General features: G+C 40.6%; 11 protein-coding genes and 1 pseudogene. 8 read left to right on the top strand and 4 right to left on the bottom strand.

Annotation, left to right across the window (positions count from 1 at the left end):
- The first annotated feature begins 17 nt into the window (after positions 1-17).
- From L8106_RS24545 to L8106_RS24520, 6 genes are all read left to right on the top strand, one after another.
- The gene (locus tag L8106_RS24545) at positions 18-1,574 is read left to right on the top strand and encodes a sodium:alanine symporter family protein (protein WP_009787205.1); all 1,557 of its coding nucleotides are present in this window, start codon (positions 18-20) and stop codon (positions 1,572-1,574) included.
- A 101-nt stretch (positions 1,575-1,675) separates the two neighbouring features.
- The gene (locus L8106_RS24540) at positions 1,676-2,101 is read left to right on the top strand and encodes a universal stress protein (protein ID WP_009787204.1); all 426 of its coding nucleotides are present in this window, start codon (positions 1,676-1,678) and stop codon (positions 2,099-2,101) included.
- Between the two features lie 268 nt (positions 2,102-2,369).
- Complete coding sequence (locus L8106_RS24535) at positions 2,370-2,948, top strand: Crp/Fnr family transcriptional regulator (RefSeq protein WP_009787203.1); 579 nt, start codon at positions 2,370-2,372, stop codon at positions 2,946-2,948.
- A 607-nt stretch (positions 2,949-3,555) separates the two neighbouring features.
- On the top strand, positions 3,556-9,798 hold the full coding sequence (locus L8106_RS29975; protein WP_009787202.1) for a choice-of-anchor I family protein: 6,243 nt from the start codon (positions 3,556-3,558) through the stop codon (positions 9,796-9,798).
- Positions 9,799-10,183: 385 nt separating this feature from the next.
- Positions 10,184-10,750, top strand: coding sequence for a nicotinate-nucleotide adenylyltransferase (locus tag L8106_RS24525; protein ID WP_009787201.1), 567 nt, complete (start codon positions 10,184-10,186; stop codon positions 10,748-10,750).
- Between the two features lie 128 nt (positions 10,751-10,878).
- On the top strand, positions 10,879-11,613 hold the full coding sequence (locus L8106_RS24520) for an NUDIX domain-containing protein (protein ID WP_009787200.1): 735 nt from the start codon (positions 10,879-10,881) through the stop codon (positions 11,611-11,613).
- A gap of 62 nt (positions 11,614-11,675) precedes the next feature.
- Here the strand turns inward: L8106_RS24520 and L8106_RS32580 are convergent, their stop codons facing one another.
- Positions 11,676-11,819, bottom strand: a complete 144-nt coding sequence (locus L8106_RS32580; protein ID WP_009787199.1) for a hypothetical protein — start codon at positions 11,817-11,819, stop codon at positions 11,676-11,678.
- Positions 11,820-12,861: 1,042 nt separating this feature from the next.
- Between L8106_RS32580 and L8106_RS24510 the strand changes: the two genes are divergently transcribed.
- A complete protein-coding gene (locus L8106_RS24510) occupies positions 12,862-14,841 on the top strand; it encodes a family 10 glycosylhydrolase (RefSeq protein ID WP_009787197.1) in 1,980 nt (659 codons plus the stop codon).
- 135 nt (positions 14,842-14,976) lie between these two features.
- Here the strand turns inward: L8106_RS24510 and L8106_RS24505 are convergent, their stop codons facing one another.
- From L8106_RS24505 to bchM, 3 genes are all read right to left on the bottom strand, one after another.
- Positions 14,977-16,341, bottom strand: a complete 1,365-nt coding sequence (locus tag L8106_RS24505) for a CHAT domain-containing protein (protein WP_009787196.1) — start codon at positions 16,339-16,341, stop codon at positions 14,977-14,979.
- 464 nt (positions 16,342-16,805) lie between these two features.
- On the bottom strand, positions 16,806-17,228 hold the full coding sequence (locus tag L8106_RS24500) for a hypothetical protein (RefSeq protein WP_009787195.1): 423 nt from the start codon (positions 17,226-17,228) through the stop codon (positions 16,806-16,808).
- A gap of 107 nt (positions 17,229-17,335) precedes the next feature.
- The gene (gene bchM / locus L8106_RS24495; protein WP_009787194.1) at positions 17,336-18,025 is read right to left on the bottom strand and encodes a magnesium protoporphyrin IX methyltransferase; all 690 of its coding nucleotides are present in this window, start codon (positions 18,023-18,025) and stop codon (positions 17,336-17,338) included.
- A 666-nt stretch (positions 18,026-18,691) separates the two neighbouring features.
- Here bchM and L8106_RS24490 point away from each other — a divergent pair.
- A pseudogene (locus L8106_RS24490) lies at positions 18,692-19,343 on the top strand (GUN4 domain-containing protein); the annotation flags it as partial.

The raw sequence follows: 19,343 nt of genomic DNA, 5'->3' as shown, positions 1-19,343 counted from the left end.
TATTTAAGGAGAAAAAATTGTCTTTCAAACTCCTTCTGAAAATCAAAATAAAATTATTGGTATTGATTTCAATTATTCTGTTGGGAACTCAAAAGACAGCCCTAGCCGCCTCAACTGAACAACCCGGCATAATCTTTACCGTTATTGATCAAATCTTTCAAAAGATCGTCAATGTTCTTGATGCCATCATCTTTTATAATATTGCAGGTTTTCCGTTAATTGTTCTCTGGTTAATTATCGGGGCAATTTTCCTAACCTTTAGAATGAAATTGATCAATATTCGAGGGTTTAGACACGCCATTGATATTATACAAGGAAAATACGATGACCCCAACGAACCCGGCGAAGTCACCCACTTTCAAGCCCTAGCAACTGCCGTTTCAGGAACCGTTGGAATTGGGAATGTTGCCGGGGTTGCCATTGCTATTCAACTTGGTGGCCCAGGAGCGGTTTTATGGATGACATTGGGCGGTTTATTTGGAATGACAAGTAAATTTACAGAAGTAACTTTAGGCTTAAAATACCGCAATATTAACCCCGATGGAAGCGTTGCAGGAGGGCCTATGTATTACCTCTCAAAAGGGTTATCACGGCGAGGTTTTAGCAAGTTTGGACAAGGAATGGCGACATTATTTGCCTTCTTTTGTGGACTCTCAACGTTAGTCGGGGCGAGTATTTTTCAAACTAATCAATCCTATGCCGCAGTTGCTAATGTTATCCCCAATTTATCACCGGGAATTTATGGAATTATTGTCGCGATTTTAGTGGCAATTGTGATTCTGGGAGGTATGAAACGGATTGGGGCTGTTGCGAGTCGTATTGTTCCAGCGATGGCTATTATTTATATTCTCGCTTGTTTGTGGATTTTAGCTGTAAATTTCACTCAAATTCCCTCGGCTTTTGCTCAGATAATCACCGAAGCTTTTGCCCCCTCAGCAATGGTTGCAGGTGGATTTGGGGCAACCTTTTCAATCGGTTTGAGACGGTCAGCCTATTCTAACGAAGCTGGCTTAGGAACGGCTTCTATTCCTCATGCTGCGGCTAAAACAAATGAACCAATTCGGGAAGGTTTAGTCGCTTTACTTGAACCGTTTATTGATACGATTGTTATTTGTAATATGACGGCTTTAGTAATTGTTATTACCGGAGAATATCAAAATGAAATTTATCAAAATATAGGCGGAGATTTAGCTGGAGTACAGATGACGGCTGCTGCTTTTAGTCAGGTGTTTAGTTGGTTTCCCTACTTACTCGCGGTGGCAGTTTTTTTATTTGCCTATTCTACAATGATTGGTACTGCTTATCAAGGCATGATTTCTTGGACGTATTTGTTTGGGAGTCAAACTCTCTTGATTCCGAAACTTATTTATATTTTGGGGGTTACAGTTGGGGCGAGTATTGGGGTTGGTGCCGCCCTTGATTTTACGGATATGATGTTATTAGCCATGGCTTTTCCAAACTTAATTGGATGTTATATCATGTCTGGAGAAGTTGCAGCCGATTTGAAAGACTATATGAGTCGTCTAAAATCAGGAAAAATGCACCAATATAAACCGCAAATCAAACAAAATTAAAAGACCTCTAACGTAAAGTTTTAGAAATCTCGTGAGTCAAAATAGCTCATTAATGAGATAATAGAATCCAACCGTCGATCAAATACGTTGAGGAAAACAAAATGAGTGCAACTGAAAAAAACTGCGTGGTTGTTCCTGTTGACTTTGGGGAACTTTCTCTCATGGCGATCGCGACAGCATTAGAGTATGTAAAATCTCCCAACCAAATTCATGCTATTCATGTATTAGAAGCACTTCCGGCTACCGATCCAGCCATGATTTGGAACACTCTAGATGATGAAGTTCGCAAGAATAATGTTCATAAAAAGTTAGAGGAAGTCTTAAACAAACCTGAACATCAAGGAATACAAATTTATGTAGAAATCGGACATCCTTCTGAACAAATAGTTGACTTTTCTCAAGAAAAAAATGCAGATTTGATTGTTATTCCCACTCATGGACGACGAGGAATTAGTCGGTTTATGTTGGGTTCAGTGACCGAACGAGTAATTCGATTTGCTCAATGTCCAGTCTTAGTATTACGATAACTCAAAGCTTGGGGAATTTTATCTCGGAAAATCAAGTCGGATCTATCTAGGATTTTAAAAACTGGATGGATTCAAAAAAACTAATGTAGCCTATTTAAAATACTCCTGGTTAAATGTAGCAATTGTAACTGCATAAATTTATTTTTTTTGTATCAGTATAATTTACTCCCAATTATTCTCTAAATCTGCAAAAATTTAACCTAAATTTAACCTAAATTAAACCTAAACGGTATAGGGTAAGGTGTAAGCATTCATAAGGGTCTTAATCGTGACGATCTCGACGCTTGCTGTACTTCCTTCTAGTCAAACTTCTGATCAAAAGTCTCGTGATTTTTACAGACGTGATTTGATTCCCCTGATGCCAGAAGTCCTCTGGAAAATAGAGTCTGGAATCGTCCGTACTATGACTTGGAATCAAGAAGGAAACCAAATTAGTTTAGGATATTGGGGTGTTGGAGATGTGATTGGTCAACCACTATCACGACTCGACCCCTTTCAAGTAGAATGTGTGACATCTGTAAGAGTGAGTTTGATTCCTCCTCAAGAGTGGTCACATGAGTTGGGTTCAATTCTTTCTCATATACAACAAGCCCAAGAACTGCATAGTATTGTTCAGACTCAAAGCACCGATTTGAAATTATTAAATTTCCTTAATTGGTTAGCGAAAAAGTTTGGGAATACCACCGAGTTAGGACTGTTAATTGATGTGCGGTTAACTCACTTAGAAATTGCTGATGTAATTGGTATAACGCGAGTGAGTGTAACTCGAATGATGCAAAAATTAGAACGAAAGGGAATCATCTTGCGCCCTCGTCGTCATTGTATTATTTTGAAATCAGCCCAGTAAATCTCTCCTCTAGAATCGCATCAAAATTAGAGTGTATGAAGCCTTTCGCAAGCTTTTTAACAATCAGAAGACAGTCTTACCCCTTAGATAACGTAAATTTAACCTGTTTTTGATACTCTTGCTCTCTTTATTAAAATGCAGAAATAGGGTCAATAATCGTATCTTTACGTGAATATACGGGTTAAGCGGATTAAGTCTTTTTGATGAATAGCAATTCCGTTTTGATTTCCTCTTTTTCCATTTTGTAGTATCATATCTAATCGGAATCAGTATTATCAGTCATAGAGAACAGTGAATTTGCAGCAATTGCTGTTACCCTAGATAGGGAAATCCAAAATTTAAGCTGATCTCATCGCTGATAATACTGATCTCATTAGGCTGTATGACTTTCCATTGTTTAATACCCAAGCTAACTTCTATTGCTTGAGTACCATTAATTCTGACTTGATTATTTTTCTCTAGAAAATGAAAACTTTGAGAGATTTTTAAAATTCTTTCAGAAAATGCAGTCAGTAATTACAATAACAATGGAATGAGTTTTTGAGTGTCAGCTTGATAGTTTTAATTTAAGTTCAATTAATTGGGTTCGTGAGGGGAATTAATTACCGTGAAATTTGCTACATTCAATGCTTCTCTTAATCGTGATACCGCAGGTCAACTGATTACTGATCTGACCATACCAGATAACCCACAAGCCCAAAATATCGCCGAGATTATTCAACAAGTTAATCCCGATGTTTTATTAATTAATGAGTTTGATTATAACTCAGAAAATCCTAATCAAGCCATTGATTTATTTCAACAAAACTACTTAGGCGTTGACCAAAATATCGCAGATTCTGCTGGAACTGTAAACTATCCTTTTGTTTACGTCGCCCCTTCTAATACCGGAGTTGCATCAGGATTTGACCTCGATAATAACGGTGAAATTGTTAACACTCCCGGCGCAGACGGTTATGGAAATGATGCGTTAGGATTTGGGAATTTTCCCGGTCAATTTGGGATGGTATTGTTATCAAAATATCCCATTGATACAGAAAATATTCGGACATTCCAAGACTTCCTCTGGAAAGATATGCCAGATGCGTTGTTACCCGACGCAACACCCGAAGAAAACGACTGGTATTCCACAGAAGAATTAGCCGTATTACCGCTATCTTCAAAAAGTCATTGGGATATCCCTTTAGAAGTAGATGGTGAGATTATTCACGTCCTCGCTTCTCATCCCACACCCCCAACTTTTGACGGAGAAGAAGACCGAAACGGACGCCGAAACCACGATGAAATTCGCTTTTGGGCAGACTATGTTACTCCGGGCGAAGGTGATTATATTTATGATGACAACGGAAATAGTGAAGCCCCAACAGGCGGACTACCAGCAGACGCCGCTTTTGTAATTATGGGCGATCAAAATGCCGATCCCTTTGATGGCGATAGTACCGACGATGCGATTTTACAACTAATAGAAAATCCCAACATTCTCGCCTCTGCAACCGACGTCAATATTACCCCAGACAGCAACGGAGGAGAATTTGCAGCAACTACCCAAGCCGGCGCCAACGTTGGACAGCAAGGAAACCCCCGTTTTGATACCGCAGACTTCAACGATAACGCCCCCGGAAACCTGCGAGTAGACTATGTACTCCCTTCACCGAACCTACAAATTGATGAAACCGGAGTATTCTGGCCAGCGCCAGGTACACTCGGATCAGATTTAATAGACGCTTCCGATCACCGTTTAGTCTTTGCAGATCTCAGTTTTGAGGATGACAGCAATGAGGGTAGTCCCTTTACTCTAGAACTTCTCCACACCTCCGAACAAGAAGCAGGAATTTCGGCAGTTACCGATGCAGTCAACTTTTCGGCTGTTGTTAATGCTTTAGAAGCCGATCCTGAATTTGAGAATACCCTCAAACTGACTTCCGGTGACGTCTTCATTGCCGGGCCATTTTTCAACACCAGTCGGGAGATTTACGGCGAACCCGGAATAGCCGATATTTTAATTAACAACGCCCTCGGTTTTCAAGCCGCAGCCATTGGCAACCACGAATTTGACCTCGGCCCCGACGCCTTAAATACCCTGATTCGTCCCAACGCAGAAATTACCGGGCCAGGAATTCCAGAAGGCGGTTATCCGGGAACAGCCTTTCCCTACCTTTCCACGAACCTCGATTTTACAGGCGAACCCGACTTAGCCGAATTAGTCGTAGACCCCGCAAATGCCCCCCAACCGAACACAATTAGTGATAGTGTCGTCATAGAGGTTAACGGCGAATCGATAGGGGTTGTCGGTGCCACCACGCCTCGCTTACCTGCTATTGCTAATATTGGTGGGATTACCGTTACACCACCCACTCCTGATGATATTGCAGCTTTAGCAGGAGAAATTCAACCGAGTGTCGATCAACTGGTGAGTCAGGGAATTGATAAAATCATTTTAGTGTCTCATATGCAGCAAATCTCCATTGAAGAACAATTGGCAGAATTGCTCACAGATGTTGATATTATCATGGCGGGGGGTTCTAATACAATACTTGCCAACGAAGACGATATCTTGCGAGAAGGCGACACCGCAGCAGACCCCTATCCGCTTGAGAAAACTTCGGCTAGTGATGAACCTGTTTATGTGATTAATACCGATGGAAATTATCAGTATGTGGGGCGGTTAATTGCTGATTTTGATGCCAATGGAATTATTACCGAAATTGGGGAAAAAAGCGGTGCCTATGCAACCGATGAAGCCGGAGTTGATCGGGTTTATGGCGAAGATGTTAACCCCGCAGATGTTGCCGATCCGATAGTTGTTGAAGTGACCTCGGCAATTGATGAAATTGTTCAAGCCAAAGATGGTAATGTTTTTGGTTTAACAGACGTTTTCCTGAATGGAACTCGGGGAGATGTTCGCACTCAAGAAACAAATTTGGGGAATTTAAGTGCAGATGCTAACTTAAATATTGCCCAAGAATACGACGAAGATGTTGTTGTTTCCATTAAAAATGGGGGCGGAATTCGTGATAATATTGGGACGGCATTTATTCCGCCCGGTGGTGTGAGTGATGAGTTAGAAAAACTACCTCCCCAAGCCGTACCCGGTCTTAAAGAAGAAGGAGAAATTTCTCAACTCGATATCGAAAACGCCCTACGGTTTAATAATGATTTATCCCTATTAACTGTAACCGCAGCAGAACTCAAACAAATTCTCGAACATGGTGTGGCTGGTGTCGCCCCCGGTTCAACACCCGGACAGTTTCCCCAAGTTGGGGGTTTGCGGTTTACTTATGACCCGACTCAACAAGCGATAGAATTTGAACGGGATGACAACCAAATTGCAACGGGTGTCGCTACAGAAGGGGAACGAATTGTTAGTTTAGAAATTGTTGATGAAGACGGGACGGCTGTTGATACCGTCGTTGAAAATGGGGAAATCATTGGGAATGAAAACCGCGAAATTCGTTTGGTAACGTTAGGGTTTTTAGCGGGGGGTGGTGATAGTTATCCCTTCCCGTTGTTTGGGGAAAATCGGGTTAATTTAGTCGAACAACCCGCCCCCGAAACGAACCTAGAAACCTTTGCAGATGATGGAACCGAACAAGATGCGTTAGCAGAATTTTTAACAGAAACATTCCCTGCTGATGAAGATGCAACGACTCCTGTATTTACGCAAGAAGACACTCCCCCAGAACAAGATCAACGCATCCAACAAGTTGAAACAGAGACTCCTCCGCCTCAGCCACCTCAACCTCAACCCAGAGAAAAGATATTAGAGGTTCAAGGACGGTTTGAAACGGGAATTTTTGATGATTCTGCCAGTCAAATCAACGTTTTTGATACCACGACTCAACGGGCATTTGTTACCAATAATGCTGATGTGAGTCTCGATATTATCGACTTTTCTAACCCGGCTGAACCGACATTATTTCAACGAGTTGACCTCTCATCCTTTGGCGGTGTTGTTAATAGTGTCGCCATATTTGAGGGGGTAATTGTCGTTGCAGTTGAGGCGAATGTCGGTCAAGAAAACGGTCAAATTATCTTCCTCGATACAGAGGGAAATATTCAAGGCGAATCTATTATAGCCGGGGCGTTACCAGATATGGTCACGTTTACTCCTGATGGTAGCACAATTTTAGTTGCTAACGAAGGGGAACCCAATGCAGATTATAGCGTTGACCCAGAAGGTTCAATTAGCATTATTGACGTTGAAACTCGTGAAATTACAACCGCAACCTTTACCGATTTTAACGACCAAATAGATGAGTTAAAACAAGCCGGAGTCCGAATTTTTGGGCCGAATGCAACGGTCGCCCAAGACGTCGAACCTGAGTTTATTTCTGTTTCCCCAGACTCGACAACTGCTTACGTTTCTTTGCAAGAAAATAATGCGATCGCAGTTGTTGATATTGCCACCAGTACGGTAACAGATATTTTCCCGCTTGGCTTCAAAGATCACAGCCAAATTCCTCTAGATGCGAGTGATCGAGACGAGGCTATTAATATCACCACTTATCCGAAGTTGTTTGGGATGTATCAGCCCGACGGAATCGCAACTTATGAAGCAAATGGTGTTACCTATATTGTCACAGCGAATGAAGGCGATAGTCGCGAATATGACACTTTTACCGAAGAAGCCAGTGTCGAAGATCTCACCCTTGATCCAACCGCTTTCCCGAATGCAGCCGAGTTACAACTTCCCGAAAATTTAGGACGTTTGGAAGTCACAAATACACTTGGAGATACAGATGGTGATGGCGACTATGACGAACTTTATGCTTTTGGCGGTCGATCTTTTTCCATCTGGGAACCCACAGAAAATGGTTTAGAGTTAGTGTTTGATAGCGGTGATCAATTTGAACAGATTATTGCCCAACAATTCCCCGACTTCTTCAATACTACCAACGATGAAAACGTTTTTGATAACCGCAGCGACAATAAAGGACCAGAAACCGAAGGCGTTGCAATTGGACAAATAGACGAAAAAACTTACGCTTTCATCGGTTTAGAACGGATGGGCGGGATTATGTCTTATGATATTACCAACCCTAGCCAACCCCAGTTTGTTGAATATATCAATGACCGTGAATTTAGTGGTGATCCAGAAGCAGGAACATCTGGAGATCTCGCCCCAGAAGGGATTACTTTTGTACCAGGAGAAAACCCCCAATTAATTGTTAGTAACGAAGTTAGCGGAAGCACAACGGCTTATTCGATTACCGCCCAAAATAGCGCCCCGGTTTTCTCAGAAGATACTCCCGATGACTTGAGTTTAGGGGAGTTGGAAAACCTCTCCAATCCTGATAACTTGGAGGGAATTTCAATCGCTGATTTTGTTGGAGAAATTAGCAACGATAGTGATGATGATGATATCGGAATTGCGATCGCAGGCGTTGACAACACAAACGGAACTTGGGAATATTCCACAGATAACGGTGAAAGTTGGAACACGATTATCGGTGTTTCTCAAGAAAATGCAATACTTTTGAGTGCAACCTTCCAAATTCGTTTTATTGCTACCAGTATTCAGTTTAGCGGAACAATTGAACGGGCTATTACATTCTTTGCTTGGGATGGTACTTTTGGGGAAAGTGGTACTTTTGCTAATGTGACTCAAACGGGTCAAACCACTGCCTTTAGTCAAACCTTCCAAACCGCTAGCTTAACGGTGATTGAACAACAAAATATTCCTCCTGTTATTGTTGAGGATATTCCTAGCCAAACCGGAGAGGTGAATATTGGTTTTAACCTCAATATTGCAGATAATTTCAACGATGACGATGACGATCCGTTGACTTTTAGTAGTCCGAATTTACCTGCGGGGTTAACTCTTGATGAAAATACTGGGTTGATTATCGGAACACCTGTTAATCAAGGAACGTTTAATGTTACCGTTGTCGCTAGTGATGGTGAAGCGGAAGTCGAAACCAGTTTTGAGTTGCAAGTCTCATCATTTATTATCCCTGAAATTCCGCCATTACCCGAAGACGAAGAACCTCCTGTCGATGATGGTGATCAAGAAGAACCTCCCGTCGATGATGGTGATCAAGAAGAACCTCCTGTCGATGACGGTGAAACCCCAGAACCCCCTGTCGATGACGGTGAAACCCCAGAACCTCCTGTTCCTCCCGTTGATGTAGACATTCCTGTTCGTCCCCCGAATACCACCACCAATATTATCGAAGGAGATGCAGACGATAACGAACTATTGGGAACCGACGAGGGTGAGGATATTTTCGGCTTCCAGGGTAGTGATCTTCTCGCCGCTTTAAACGGGGATGATAATATCTATGGAGGTTCAGAAGATGATCTGATTTTAGCAGGTCAAGGAAATGATAACTGCTACGGCGATGCCGGAAATGACTCGATCTTTGGCGGTATTGGCGGTACACTTCCCGGCGATGACTCTAGCGATATTGACTACATCGAAGGTGGAAATGGAAATGATATTATCTTCGGAAATACTGGGTCAGACACAATTCTGGGCGGTAACGGAGATGATATTATTTTCGCCGGAAAAGGCGATGATCTCGTTAGCGGAGGTGAAGGGAATGACTTCATTACTGGGGATGATGGAAATGATACACTAGACGGCGGTAACGGACGCGATCGCTTCTTGTTCGTCGAAGGGTCAGGAACAGACTTGATTGCAGACTATGAAGATGGTCAGGATCTGTTTGTTTTGGGTCAAGGGTTAACCTTTGACCAACTGACGATTTCTCAAATTTCCGGTCTAACTCAAATTCAAGTGACCAGTACAGATGAAGTTCTCGCGACTTTACCGGGTATTGCGGTGGGGGATATCGGTGAAGAAGACTTTACCTTATTTGAACCCATTGAAACGCCGCTAGAGTCCTAATTTGATGGGTGGGGAGATGGGGAAATAGGGAGATCAAATTCTCACCCCTCTCTCCACGCCTCATACTCCCAACTCCGACAATATAGAATCGCTGAAATAGCATTTATACAAAAATCCTAGACCATAAGGCTAGGATGGGGAAGAGAAAAACATTTGAGAAAGCTACTGAGAATTAATCATGATCCAGTGATCAACTCTATTTCTATTCTTTAATGTTTGACGACTTTTGACGGTGGGAAAAAGTGGGGAATTGAAGTAAGTTTAAATTCTGGGATCTAATGGCGATTAATGCAGATCTAGAATTTTAAGGCGATCGCAGGTTTTGTCGAGATTGACTAAGTGCTATTTTTTTAAGATATAATGCCGTAGTTTATCCTATTCCCTAATGCAAATTGCTCTATTTGGCACCAGCGCCGATCCTCCCACCGCAGGCCATCAAAAAATTTTGAGTTGGTTATCTCAACATTTTGATCAAGTTGTCGTCTGGGCTTCTGATAACCCGTTTAAGTCTCACCAGACCACAATAGAACATCGCACAACGATGCTGAAAATTTTGATAGAGGATATTTCTCCTCACGATAATATCGCCCTTCACCAAGAACTCAGCAGTCGTCGTACCCTCGAAACGGTACAAGGGGTTGAACAATACAGGCCTGATGCCGAGTTACATTTAGTCGTCGGTTCGGATTTAATCGCCCAGATGCCGAGTTGGTATAAGATAGAAGCATTACTGAGTAAAGTTAACCTGTTGGTTATTCCTCGGCCTGGTTATCAAGTTGAGGATGAGAATATCAAAAAGCTACAACAAATAGGGGGAAATGTGGCGATCGCTTCAATTACAGGTTTACCCGTTTCTTCATCAAACTACCGCGAAAATGGAGATCCAGAAACCTTAACGCCTGCTATTATCGCCTATATTGAACAAAATAGTTTGTATCAGTCCTCGACCTAGCATTCCAGGAAACCCAGTTCATCGAGTTCTAGGCTAGAGTTAAAATTAACGTCAGCGACTTAGACTCATGTAAGATTTTCATCGGACTGAACCGTTGAATTGTAAATCAGTAACTCAAGCAGAACTAGATGGCAGGACGCAGCCAAAAAAAAACGACCCCTCATCCCCTAGAAGACTTCAAAGTTGGAGTCGATAATATTATTTTTTCAGTTGAGACGACCCAAAACCGCCTGTTGGTCTTATTGGTGATGCGACCAGAAGATCCGTTTCGCGATCGCTGGAGTCTTCCAGGAACCCTTGTCCGCCAGGGAGAATCTTTAGAAGATGCTGCTTATCGGATTTTATCGGAGAAAATTCGCGTTAATAACTTATACTTAGAACAACTGTATACTTTTGGGGGGCCGCATCGAGATCCCCGTGAAAGTCCTGAAAGTTATGATATTCGTTATTTATCGGTGAGTTACTTTGCCTTAGTTCGGTTTGAAGAAGCTGAATTAATTGCCGATGGTGTGACCGGAATTGCTTGGTATCCTCTCGAACAAGTTCCCTCACTGGCTTTTGATCACAATCAAATCTTGAAATATGGTTATCAACGTCTACGTAACAAACTTGAATATAGTCCCGTTGCTTTTGATGTACTTCCTGAATTATTTACTTTGGGAGATTTGTACCAACTTTATACAACCGTTTTGGGAGACGGCTTTTCTGATTATTCAAATTTTCGCGCCCGTTTACTGAAATTAGGCTTTCTGAGCGATACTGGGAAAAAAACATCACGAGGGGCGGGGCGACCCGCAAGTTTATATCGGTTTGATGCTGAAGCATTTGCACCGTTTAAACACAAGCCATTAGTCTTTGTTTAGGGTGTGAATTTTTCGGGACTCAAGGTTAAAAAAGAAAAAACTCTAAATTAATCCAACAAGAATCATTTGGGTTTTTCTTCAACTGTCGTTACTCTTTTCTTATCAACAACTTGCCACTCTTCCTTGGGTTTCTCTTTCTTCGGTTGGTTTTCTTCTCCCCAAATTAAATAAAGAGCAATTCCCATAAAAATTACAATCACTTCCATTGTACAACTTTCTCCTATTTTGTTCAAGGACACGAACTTGTAAGAAGTATGAAATGAGTTTCTCAACTCGATATACACTCTCTTTCAGTAGAACATTGTTAAGCTAGTCGTTTTCTGCTAAATATTGGGTATTCTACAGATTACTCTGTGTGAACTTCCGTAAAAAAATCAAGAAGTTTTGTGACATCCCCAAATCATGCCTTCTAATTCCCCTAAATTACACTGCTATTAACATGATATCTCAATTTTTTAGAATCCTTAACTGTCCGAAAGAATAGTTAAATTGGCCATTGTAGCGTATTAAAACCCACCTAACCTTCGTCACAACTTAGCGAAGAGTAATTACTCAAACGGGGGATTAAATACCGGATGGAAGTTCAATCCTATCTCAGACTTTATAAGTTGATTTTTACAGCAATTTATCAACCCAAAATGAATCCGTAATTTTGTCTAATTTGAGAGGACGCAGAATATACACTCTCCCTTTCGATAGAGTTTAACCGAAAAACATTTTGATTATAATAAACATCAAATTGATTAAAACTATACTCAATCCCAAAAATATGATCATAACTTAGGTTTAGATCTTTAATCATCAGACTGTTTCCAATCCAAAAAAATCCTGTTTTAACCAAACAAAATTGACAGCAGTATAACAGTTAAATAATCAGTTGTCGGACATCAATCGCCCAAACTCTATAGCAATAAGAAATCATTTGTAAACGACATTGCCCCCAAACCCCCAATTCTGGGGGCTGCTCTGGATAGATTTTTTACAAATCAGGTAATATTGCTATATCTAAAAAGTTCTATTGTGAACGAAGCATTGCAGTCGCGATTCCTGTCTAGACCTACAGACCACCTAGCATTCCACAGTTGACCTAACGCCAATTTGGATATTATGCGGATGCGCCTTACCCACCTTAGAAAAACAAGGATGACTATCTCTGTACCAAAAATCCCTTGTTACTGAACCCAATCTCAGATACGCTTAAGAATTGTTGTCTGACTTTTGGTGTTAACCCTTCACCCGCACAATGCTATGAAATGGATACGTCAACGAGTGAACAACCGACCCACCAGTACCCGTCAACCCGCGAACCGCAAGCTAACCCGCTTTCAACACAAAGCCGCGATTAGCATCTTTTTTGTGTTCATGGGATTAATGCTGACTCAGGTTCAAGCTTATTCTTTACCGCCAGATTCAATTTATCCCAATATTCCGACACCGAAGGTTGAAAAACCCGAAGGCGAACTGCTTCATAAATTGCGGTCAAATTTGTTAGAAAAACGGGAATTTTTTCGCAACCGTATTCAGCAAGTTTTTTCCGATTCAACAGAAGTCCAAGACAGATTAAACAAATTAACAGAAGAAGTCGAATCTCTCACTCAAACCGCCAATATTTCTGAAAACAATCTTCCGCAAGTTCTCCCCGATTTACCTCAGGTTAAACAAAAATTGGGAGAATTAACTCAGGAAGTCGAATCTCTCATCCAAAACACCAATAGTCCGAATCATAGTTTTCAGAAAGTTTTCCCTGATTTACCCGAAATCAAAGAACAATTAGGCAAATTAACAGAGAAAGTAGAATCTCTCTCGCCAGCGACAAATATTCCTCAAAATCAACAAGCAACACGCCTCGATAACGTTAACCATCAACGGGAATTTCGAGGAGTATGGGTTGCCTCAGTTGTCAATATTGATTGGCCGAGTAAACCCAATTTACCCGTCGATCAACAAAAATTTGAACTGTTAGGAATTCTCCGCCGCATGGAGGAGTTGAATCTAAATGCCTTAGTGCTACAAATTCGACCCAATGGCGATGCCCTATATGAGTCTCAAATTGAACCCTGGAGTGGTTGGTTAACGGGAGCGCAAGGAGTACCACCAAGCCCCTATTATGACCCGCTCCAATATGCAATTGAAGAATGTCATAAACGTAATATTGAACTTCATGCTTGGTTCAATCCCTATCGCGCTAGACTCGCCCGCCAAGACTCTCCTTTTTCCCCTAATCACATGGCGGTTGTTTATCCGCAATATGCCTATCGTTATGGTGATTTGATTTGGATGGACCCCGGCGTTAAAGAAATACAAGACCGCACCTATAATGTGATTATGGATGTGGTTCAACGCTACGATATTGATGGGGTTCATTTGGATGATTATTTTTATCCTTATCCCAAATCTGGTGTTGATTTTCCTGACTCTCAAACCTACGCCGCTTATCGGGCTTCTGGCGGAACTTTATCGCTGTCAAATTGGCGTCGTCAGAACGTTGATCAGATGATTAAACGTATTGCGGAGGGGATAAAAGCGACGAAACCTTATGTTAAATTTGGGATTAGTCCGTTTGGAATTTATCGCCCCGGAAAAGCGTCTGGAATTGTCGGAATGGATCAATATGAAGCTTTGTATGCGGATGTCAAATTGTGGATGGAACAGGGATGGGTAGATTATTTGGCACCTCAATTATATTGGCGAATTGATCCCCCGCAACAAAGTTATCCAGTTTTGTTGAATTGGTGGTTAAGAAATAATCCTCAGCAACGTCATATTTATGCGGGAAATTATTTGAGTCAACTCGACAATGGTTGGCCGATTTCTGAGTTTGAACGTCAAGTGGAAATTTCGCGCCAAAATGCCCAGTATTTATCCCTGGGAAATATCTTTTTTAGCATGAAGATTTTTCGGGATAATCGTCAAGGTGTGAATGATATTTTCAAGTCTGGGTTGTATTCAAAACCTGCGTTAGTTCCAGCGATGACGTGGCTAGATAATGAACCCCCTCAACCGCCCACAGATGTCACAGTTCGTTATGATACGGTGAGTTGGAGTCCGTCTTTATCGGAAGATATTCGCTCTTGGACGGTGTATCAACAGCAGGGAAATACTTGGGAATTAATGAATATTCTCAACGCTGAAACCACAACGGTAAGACTTCCCCAAGGAACTTATGCGATTAAAGCAGTTGATAGAATGGCGAATGAAAGTGTTGAACAAGTGGTAGCAGTTCAGTAAGTTCTCTCGTTGGGAAATAAAAGGGTTTTGTCATTCTGAACGTCACGAAGAATCTATAGAGATGCTAGACTGCGTTCAGGATGATATTTTTTACTCTAGAATAATTGTCATTCTGATTAATTACACTAGAAGTCTCTACCAAGGACTACTAATAAGAGTAAATCCTGACCAATAAAAAGGATGATAAAAATCTGTTTCTCCTAAGACAGATAAATTTTTAGGTAAAGATATTTCTCTTTCCGAAAATTTCAACTTATTATTCACTAAACGCACATTACCTTGAATCATTTCAATTTGAGTTTTTTGAATTGCTTCTGCTTTAGAAGGTGCCGTTTTTAACTGTTGGTAAAATTCACTCATCAAGGCTAAAGTTCCAATATCACTCACATACCATAAACTTGCTAATGCAGACTGAACCCCCGCTTGTAAGGCTAATCCCGCAAAACCCAACTCCACATCTTCATCTCCAACTGCGGTTTTACAAGCACTTAAAACTAATAATTCAGCCGAGGGATTATTCCAGCTAATCTCTTTCATTTCATCTAAATTCAGTTTAGTATTCCAAAATTGAATATAGGAATTTTCGGGTTTTCCGGGTCGAAATTCTGCATGAGTTGCTAAGTGAATAATACTAAAACTTTTAGAAGCCAGTTGAGCTTTTAAGTTCTCTAGGGTAAAATCTTGATTGAGAAATGATTTTCCAGGCCAACCTCCAGATAAATTTTGAGTTGAGATATTTTCCATAGCGTTTGTATCAACAATGGCTGAAAGTTCCAGGGGAACAGCAGGTAAAGGGCTTTTATTTTGAAATTCAGACTCTCCCATTGCCAAAATTCTTGCTTTTTTTATAGGAGTATAATTAGAATCAATTAAGTTAAATGCTGGAATAATTGAGAGGCTGTATTTTTCGACTAAAAATTGTTGACCATCGTGCAATGCGGCTATAGGTAGAGTACGCAACCCTTTTCCTAAACAAAATAATACAGTGTCTATTCCTTCTTTTTTTAGGTTAGCTTCAAAAGGTTTGATAATCCAATTATACAGTTGTTGGGCTTGATTTAAGTAGGAGTCGGTATAAAGGTTGCGGGGATTAGTAATTTCAAAATTAAAGGCTGTTACTGCATTAACAAGAGTTTCGCGTTTGAGAGATTCGACATTTTGAACGAGAGGTTTTTGTCCAGGAGAAATCAATACTAAATGCAAATATTCAGATTCAGGAATCGCCCAAAAAACGGCAGGTTTGATGTTACTTTCCTGACTAATTTCTAACAGCTTTTGAGCAATACCATCACCCGCTTGTGCAACTTCAGCTAGGTTTCGATCAAAATAAACCTCAAATTCTTTTTCTAGCCTCTGCTCCATTTTCATCACCTTCTCTGATAAAGTGGAGTCAGAAGCAATTTCGGACTGTTCTGGGGGACTGAGGGTTATGTTTTGAGAAAGAGTTTTTCCCGTATTCAAGTTGATCACAACTACGAGGGAAAGGATAAACCCAATCATGGTTATACCAGTCTTGTATCTATTCTTAAAAGCGAAGAATTTTCGGAACATCTCGCACCTCATCTAACATCTTCTATTTTTCAATATAACGAATATCTCTTGAAACGGGAGAGATGAAATCTTGACTCCTTGATAGTTTTAGTCAAAATATGGTTCGTAATTCCTTCTTGTATCTGAGTCAAATTCCGTCGAGGGGTTAGCATGACTCATAAGAATCCACCAAAATATTATAGAATAGTTATGCGTTACTACACCCGTCGGCGATCGCACTTAAAAAGTGGAGGTGAAAATGATTGTATAAATCAAATGGCTTTAGGACAATATACTTAATCTCGAAATTTAATTAATCTTACTGAACCAGAATATGAAATTTATCTAGCAGTTAAGAATAGTATTGAAGGGGTATGTTAAACTCTTATTCTCTCAGGTTTTTAGGCTGTTTTTCACCCTCGTCAGAAAATTTTCTAGACAGAATTTGAAGGGAAATGATAAACTGTTTCTCTATCTGGTCTTCTCTCAAGAGTCGCATTCAGTTCTAGAGCTTTACTTTCGATAAAATCTTGGGCTTCCTGTTGAGATAATCGAGTGTATTTAACCAAATCACTCACTTTAATTTTACCGTAATTTTGGCTCAGTAAATGAAAGAAGATAGAATTAATTCGGCGGGAATGATGTTCTATCTTCTGACGAAATTGATGATATCCATTCCACAACAGCCAACTGCCAAGGCTTAACGCAGGTAAACCTAAAGTCAACCCACCAATTGTAGTGCTGAGTTTGCTATCAGAAGAAGCATCTGGATTGACGAGTTCGGTTGCGATCGCCAACCCAAAAAATAGCCCTACAGAAACTAACAAACTTGCAGTGATCAGTTTAATCAACTGCATTACCTTCCCCTAGAATGATATTAGCAATCAGCAGGCAATTTAACATCGCTTCACGCTCTAGCTGAGATTGTTATTTCCAATAGCAGTTGACTGTAAACGAATGAAGTTCAAGAGCGAACCGCCTCTAACAAACGAGAGAAATAGAAGCGAGTGCTAGTCATCTCATTCCGAGTAATCTTAAAGCCACGAGCCTCTAATATTTTCACGACATCCGCTTCTCGATGTTGATAAGCACGAGTCGTTTTGCTAGGGCCTGGAAAAAACTCACCAATTCTTTTGAGAATCGTCAAAGCTAGGGTTTTGGGTGCAAAACTCAAAATTAAGCGATCTGTCGCTAAGGATGCCAAATGATCAATCATATCCGCCATTTTATCATCAGGATAGTGAATCAAAACATCCAGACAAACCACGGTATGATATTGACCCTCTAAGGTTTCTAAATCCTGAGTCGTAAACGTGACATTGCTAGCTTGCTCTCCTAATGTCGCTTTGGCTCGAACACTCGCCTCCGACACCATTTTTTCAGATATATCGCTGGCATTGATCACAGCCCCTGCTTCTGCCAGAGGAATACTTAAACTCCCCACACCACACCCCGCATCGCAAATGGATAAACCCGAAAGATTGCCATCTGCTTTCAGCCAGTTTAGCACGCGATCGACGGTTTGTTGATGTCCATTGCGGATATCGAGTTGAACCTTGTTTACCTCACCATCGCCATAGATTCGTCTCCAACGGTCAAAGCCTGTGGAGTTAAAGTATTCTCGAACAACGGTTTTATCGTCTGCAACGCTCATAAATTGGGTTTGTTTTTAACTTGAGTCTAACTGTTCAACCTACCATTATCCGGTACAATGAAACCAAATCTGAGATGATTAATCTGAGGTTGCCAGAATCTGATCAGACAATGTTCAACTCAATGATCAATGTTGAATTAATATTCATCACTCTCGCTATTTGGAACATCTCGAACCCAAGGGATTGCATTTACAAGTCCAGGTCGAGTTATTGAAAACTCAAAAAACAAATAATACTCTCTCAAAAATTTTGATTTAAAATTAAACTAAAAAATTCTATAAAGTTTTGACAAACCCGGTAAAATTTTAATTTCATTAAGCAAATCAACTGAGAGACTAGAGGAGGATAAAATGCAGTCAAGTAAGTTCGTCGCCTAGCGATCCTTTGTTAGAGAAAGTCTAATTGTGACCTCAGCTTTGTATAATAGAATTGTTCAAACTTTGATCCGCGATTTCTTAAATGAACGCAGGCTCAGACCGAATTGATCCACCCCCTCACCTCGACAAAGTTATAATTTAGAGAATAATGTCGATGTTCAAGACCAAAGCACAGATTTTACAACGAAGAATCAACCTCTGTTCTACTTCTGGCAATCTGAGTTAGCTATTCTCATTGTTTCATTCTCCTCTCAGTCTTGATGCCATGGCATCTACCCTAACTTTAGTATGAAAACGAACATCAGTGAAAAAACAGAAACAATTATTAGACAGATCTTTAAACCCCTTCCCATTTTTGTTTCGGGGATGCTAATGGGATCAATTGTGACGGTTTACGGAACCTTAACTCATGTCGATCTATTTAATTATTTAGGAGCTAACAACAAAGATGTTATTGATTTTTATAGTGAACTTTTGGGTTTTTCCAATGAATACCTTCAGCAAAAAAAAGAGTTGAGAGGCTACGTTGAAGAAATTAATATTATCGTTAACCCTAATGATCTGAAATTGTACGCTTTACCCAATTCCTTTTGTGAAAATGCTATCGTAGAAGGAGATCAAATACAAATTTCTGTCGCCTCAGATGATCCCGAGCAAAATCGCTTTGAAATCTTTCAAGAAAAAATCGATAAAATTCTGAAGGATGGAGTCGGAACCCTAGAAATCATCAATATTAATAATGAACCTGCCGCTATAGAGATTAACCTTTTAACAGAAAAAAAGACCTGTATTCGGAAACCATTAGAAATTCAAGAGTTAGAGAAACTACTCCAAGAAAGAAAATGGAAAGAAGCCGATCTCAAAACCTATGATGTCATGCTCAAAGTCACAAATCGCAAGTCTGAAGGAGATCTCAATAGTGAATCAATCCAGAACTTTC

The organism is Lyngbya sp. PCC 8106 (assembly GCF_000169095.1).
Lineage (GTDB): Bacteria > Cyanobacteriota > Cyanobacteriia > Cyanobacteriales > Microcoleaceae > Capilliphycus.
Note: the sequence above shows the minus strand (reverse complement) of the source record. Positions and strands in the feature narration are given on the sequence as shown.

Excerpts from the sequence above, each read along its gene's own strand:
- L8106_RS24520 (WP_009787200.1), top strand. The coding sequence starts at position 10,879 with ATGGCAGGACGCAGCCAAAAAAAAACGACCCCTCATCCCCTAGAAGAC.
- L8106_RS24525 (WP_009787201.1), top strand. The coding sequence starts at position 10,184 with ATGCAAATTGCTCTATTTGGCACCAGCGCCGATCCTCCCACCGCAGGC.
- L8106_RS24540 (WP_009787204.1), top strand. The coding sequence starts at position 1,676 with ATGAGTGCAACTGAAAAAAACTGCGTGGTTGTTCCTGTTGACTTTGGG.
- L8106_RS32580 (WP_009787199.1), bottom strand. The coding sequence starts at position 11,819 with ATGGAAGTGATTGTAATTTTTATGGGAATTGCTCTTTATTTAATTTGG.
- bchM (WP_009787194.1), bottom strand. The coding sequence starts at position 18,025 with ATGAGCGTTGCAGACGATAAAACCGTTGTTCGAGAATACTTTAACTCC.
- L8106_RS24510 (WP_009787197.1), top strand. The coding sequence starts at position 12,862 with ATGAAATGGATACGTCAACGAGTGAACAACCGACCCACCAGTACCCGT.
- L8106_RS24505 (WP_009787196.1), bottom strand. The coding sequence starts at position 16,341 with ATGATTGGGTTTATCCTTTCCCTCGTAGTTGTGATCAACTTGAATACG.
- L8106_RS24500 (WP_009787195.1), bottom strand. The coding sequence starts at position 17,228 with ATGCAGTTGATTAAACTGATCACTGCAAGTTTGTTAGTTTCTGTAGGG.